Raw genomic sequence first — 4,027 nt, forward strand, 5'->3', positions numbered from 1 at the left:
GACGCCCCCGGCCCCCGGTTCTACCGGTACTCCTCAGCCCCCGCCTTCCGCCCCCCGAACACCACGTCCTGGAAGTACGCGAACGCGCGCGGCCGCGACCCGTCCACGTCGGTGAACCCGTACGCCTCCGCCAGCTCCCCGCTGGACACCGACCGTCCGCTCCAGCGATCCCGCTCCGGGTCCGTCGCCAGCGCCACCACCGCCCGCCCGATGAAGGCCGGTGATTCCGCGATGGCGAAGTGCGGATCCTTCCGCACCGCGTCCCGCCAGTTCGCCTCGGTCACACCGAAGTGATCCAGCATCTCCTCCGAGCGGAGATAGCCCGGCGACAGGCACACGGCGGTGCCGCCGTACTCCTCCAGCTCCTTCGCGAGGCCGAAGGCCATCCGGATCGGGCCGGACTTGGCGAGGTCGAAGAAGAGGTTCTCGCGGTAGGTGCGGTTGAACTCCTCCGTCCCGTCCGTGATCTCGACGACGAGTCCCCCGGGCCGCCGGACGAGCAGCGGCAGCGCGCAGTGACTGGTGATGGCGTGGGTCTCCAAGGACAGGCGCAGCATGCGCAGCCCCTTCTCCAGGTCCGTCTCCCACACCTTCTTGCCGAACTCGATCAGGTGGTCCCCACCCCATACGTCGTTGACGAGCACGTCGAGCCGGCCCTGCTCGCGGTCGATGCGCTCGACGAGCGCCCGGACCTGGTCCGGCTCCAGATGGTCGGTCCGCACCGCGATCCCGGTGCCGCCGGCGGCGGCCACCAGTTCGGCGGTCTCCTCGATCGTCTCCGGCCGGCCGACCTCGCTGCGGCCCTGCCGCGTCGTGCGGCCCGTCACATAGACCACGGCCCCGGCCTCGCCCAGTGCCACGGCCATCGCGCGGCCCGCGCCGCGCGTGCCGCCCGCGACCAGCGCGACCTTGCCGGCCAGCGCGCCCCGGCCTGCGCCCCCTCGCATCATCATCGGCTCCTCTCCCTCTTCCTCGTCGGTGACAGGCCGTACTCTGCCGTCAATACCGGACACCTTCTGTCCTGATAACGAGACGGCCGCATCCGGCCCACCCCGCGTGCGTCGCCCGGTGCGAGGGCCGATGCTGGTGGCGTGATGGACGAGACGGAGTTCTGGGAGCTGGTCGACAGCACGCGCGAGGCGGCCGAGGGCGACGCCCAGGACCAGGCCGATCTGCTGGTCGAGCGCCTGGTGCAGCTCGACCCGGACGCCGTGCTGGACTTCGCCAGGCACTTCGAGGCGCGTTACAACCGCGCGTACCTGTGGGACCTCTGGGGCGCGGCCGCCGTCCTGCTGGACGGCGCGAGCGACGACGCCTTCGACTCCTTCCGCTGCTGGCTGATCGGTCAGGGCCGCGAGGTCTACGAGGGGGCCGTGCACAACCCGGACCGCCTCGCCGAGCTGCTGGACGAATTCGACGACGAGGTGGACGGCGACGGCGAGGAGATCGGCTTCGCCGCCGACGAGGCGTACGAGCAGCTGACCGGCACCGAGACCCCCGAGCTGGGACTGCCCGACCCGCCCGCCGAACCGCTCGGCACACCCATCGACCTGGAGGACGACGCCGCCCTGGCGGAACGGTTCCCCGACCTCTGGGACCGCTTCCGGGAGTAGCCCGCGCCGTGCGAGCGCACGGGGTTTCTGACCGTGCGACCACCTCGTGCGACCGTGCTCGGTCCGTGCGCGACTGTTATTGACCGGATTTCTCTCTACGGTCGAGGCGAACTCGCGCATCGGCGGAACGCATTGAGGGCATCAGGCCCCCGAGCGACGGACCGAACCCGGGAGGGCACGTGCTCAGCAGCGCACGCGACACCGCACACCACGCCGACGTCGTCGTCGTGGGGGCCGGACTGGCCGGCCTTTCGGCGGCCCACCATCTGATCAGCGCCGGTGTCACCGTTTCCGTCCTGGAGGCCGCCCCGTGTCCGGGCGGGCGGATGACCACCGACCGGCTCGACGGATTCCTGCTGGACCGTACGGGCCAGCTGCTCAACACCTCCTTTCCCGAGCTGATGCGCACCCCCGGTCTCGACGGGCTGATCCTGCGCCCGTTCACCCCCGGGGTGCTGGTGCACGCGGACGGGCGCAACCACCGCGTCGGCGAACTGCGCGGCGCCAAGCGGGCGTTCACGACCGCGCGCGCCTTCGCGGCGGCCCGCGCCTCGCGGACCGCCGGCCTCGATCAGGCGCGGCTCGGCGCGGCGTTGGCCCGCCTTGCCGCGCTGCCCATCGACCGGATGCTGGCCAGGCCCGACCGGCCCACCGCCGCGACGCTGGCCAATCGCGGGCTGCCCGCCCGTACGGTCGACGGCTTCCTGCGCCCGCTGCTGGCCTCGCTGCTCTACGACCCGGACCTGACGACCTCCAGCCGCTGCGCCGACCTCGTCCTGCGCGGTTACGCCCGGGGCCGGCTCTGCCTGCCGGGCGGTGGAGCGGGCACCCTTCCGCGCCTGCTGGCGGAACAGTTGCCGCCGGGCACGATCCACACGGGCGTCCAGGCCACGTCCGCCTGCACCACGTCCGTCGGCACGGCCGGGCACGGTACGTTCTCCTGCCGCTCGGTCGTCGTGGCCACCGGCGCCCGCGCCGCCGCCGAGCTGATTCCCGGACTGCGGCTGCCCGGCTTCCATCCGGTGACGGTGCTTCACCACACCACCGACGAGCCGCCGCTGCGCGAGGCCTCGCTGATCCTCACCTCCGGCCGGCGGGGCCCGGTGGCCCACACGACGGTCGCCAGCGAGGTCGACCCCGAGCGCGCGCCCGGCGGCCGGGCGCTGATCACCTCGACCGTGCTCGGGGCCGCGGCGTCCCTCCCGGCCGACGAGCTGGACCGCGCGGCGCGGGCCCAGCTCGCGGGCGTCTACGGCACGTCCACCACGCGCTGGCGGCTGCTCGCCGCCTACCACGACGCGGACGCGGTGCCCGCGATGCCGGCCCCGCACGACGTCCGGCGCCCGGTCCGGCTGCTCTCCGGCCTCTACGTCTGCGGCGACCACCGCGACACGTCCACCGTCCAGGGCGCCCTCTTCTCGGGCCGCCGAGCGGCCCACGCCCTCCTCCGGGACCTCGGCATCCGCCCCGGCTACGCGCCGGCCCTGCGGGCCGCCTGACGGTTTTCTCCCACCCGGCCACCCGTTACCCGGCCACCCGTTACCCGGACACGCGAGGCCCGCCGTGCGGGCCGGGGTGCGGGGCTTACAGCCCCGCAACCTTTTCGCGGTAGGCGCGGACCGGGGCCGCGTCACGGTACGGGTCCAGACGGCGCTCGAAGTCGCGTACGTACTCCAGCGCCCGGACCGACCGCATCTCGGACGCCTGCTGCGCCGCCTCCGCCCCCAGCACGCACGCCTGCTCCAGCTCGCCCAGCCCCAGCCGCGCGCTGGCGAGCACGACCCGGCAGAACAGCCGGCTCCGCGCGTACGCCTGGCCGCGCAGCTGGAGCGAGCGTTCCGCGTGCTGCGCGGCGGCGCGCCACTGCTGAAGATCCCGGTGGCAGTGGCCGAACTCGTCCGCGAGCTGCGCCTCGTCGAAGAAGCGCGCCCAGTACGGCACGTCGTCCGCCGGCTTGGCCGTCTCCAGCGCCCGCTCGGCCCGCGCCAGCGACGCCGAGCAGGCGCGGACCTCCCCGAGCACCGCGTGCCCGCGCGCCTCGACCGCGTGCAGCAGCGACTGCACGACCGGCGGCGCGCCGGAGCCGACGCCCTGCTGGGCCACCCGGGCCAGCTGCACGGCCTCCCGGCCGTGCCCGAGGTAGACCGCCTGCCGGCTCATCGTGACCAGCACGTAGCTGCCGTACGCCCGGTCCCCCGCCGCCTGCGCCAGGCGGAGGGCCTGCACGTAGTAGCGCTGGGCCAGCCCGTGCGCGGCGATGTCGTACGACGTCCATCCGGCCAGCCGCGTCAGATCGGCGGCCGCGGCGAACAGCCGCCCGCTTGCCCATCAGCACGACCTGGCTGCTGCGGTCGCCGCCGGGCTTGAGCAGCACCGGGTTCATCAGCGCCGTCGGCTCCACGCCGGCCGCCGCG

The 4,027-nt window shown here is 74.1% G+C and carries 3 protein-coding genes and 1 pseudogene; 2 read left to right on the plus strand and 2 right to left on the minus strand.

Annotated elements, in window-relative coordinates; all coding sequences use genetic code 11:
* Positions 1–20: 20 nt before the first annotated feature.
* The gene (locus AB0K09_RS30705) at positions 21–947 is read right to left on the minus strand and encodes an SDR family oxidoreductase (protein ID WP_366068683.1); all 927 of its coding nucleotides are present in this window, start codon (positions 945–947) and stop codon (positions 21–23) included.
* 147 nt (positions 948–1,094) lie between these two features.
* Between AB0K09_RS30705 and AB0K09_RS30710 the strand changes: the two genes are divergently transcribed.
* Positions 1,095–1,613 (plus strand): DUF4240 domain-containing protein, encoded by a 519-nt coding sequence (locus AB0K09_RS30710; RefSeq protein WP_366068684.1) that lies wholly within the window; start codon positions 1,095–1,097, stop codon positions 1,611–1,613.
* A 179-nt stretch (positions 1,614–1,792) separates the two neighbouring features.
* The gene (locus AB0K09_RS30715; RefSeq protein WP_366068682.1) at positions 1,793–3,112 is read left to right on the plus strand and encodes an NAD(P)/FAD-dependent oxidoreductase; all 1,320 of its coding nucleotides are present in this window, start codon (positions 1,793–1,795) and stop codon (positions 3,110–3,112) included.
* 85 nt (positions 3,113–3,197) lie between these two features.
* On the opposite strand, the pseudogene AB0K09_RS30720 reads toward AB0K09_RS30715, so the two are convergent.
* Positions 3,198–3,929, minus strand: a pseudogene (locus AB0K09_RS30720) (regulator); the annotation flags it as partial.
* Positions 3,930–4,027: the final 98 nt, after the last annotated feature.

Origin of the sequence: Streptomyces sp. NPDC049577 (genome assembly GCF_040675635.1) — a bacterium.
In the GTDB taxonomy this organism is placed as follows: Bacteria; Actinomycetota; Actinomycetes; order Streptomycetales; family Streptomycetaceae; genus Streptomyces.

Excerpts from the sequence above, each read along its gene's own strand:
- AB0K09_RS30705 (WP_366068683.1), bottom strand. The coding sequence starts at position 947 with ATGCGAGGGGGCGCAGGCCGGGGCGCGCTGGCCGGCAAGGTCGCGCTG.
- AB0K09_RS30710 (WP_366068684.1), top strand. The coding sequence starts at position 1,095 with ATGGACGAGACGGAGTTCTGGGAGCTGGTCGACAGCACGCGCGAGGCG.